Annotated in this window: 1 protein-coding gene; it reads left to right on the forward strand. The window is 68.5% G+C overall.

From position 1 onward, the window contains the following. Window positions 1-355: DUF3438 family protein (locus tag HMPREF2924_RS28845; protein WP_141765586.1), on the forward strand; the 355-nt coding region annotated here is incomplete at both ends.

Consider the following 355-nt stretch of genomic DNA (forward strand, 5'->3'; position numbering starts at 1 on the left):
GCCAACGAGCCGATTCCTCCAGCGCGCCTGCGCCTGCAGGACGCGACCAATGGCGAGCAGATGCTCATCGATATCGCCGCCTCCGAGGCAGCGGCCGATCAACAGCCGCGCGAGCCGGTCAGGATCGTCGCCGGCGAGCCCGTGGCTCCGCACTATGGCCAGCCCCGGGAAGCCCAGCCATCGGCAGCAGCGAAACAGACCGCGCAGGCAGAAGCACCGAAGGCCGTGCCGCGCGAAACGCCCGTCCCCGTGGTTCTGACGCGCTATGCGGCGCAGATGCTCTATGCCCCACTTCGCACGGTGGAACCGGTGGATGGAGTCGGTCAGGTGCGCGTCAAGCGACAGCTCGACCTGA

Source organism: Pseudomonas sp. HMSC063H08 (assembly GCF_001813645.1).
GTDB lineage: Bacteria > Pseudomonadota > Gammaproteobacteria > Pseudomonadales > Pseudomonadaceae > Pseudomonas > Pseudomonas aeruginosa.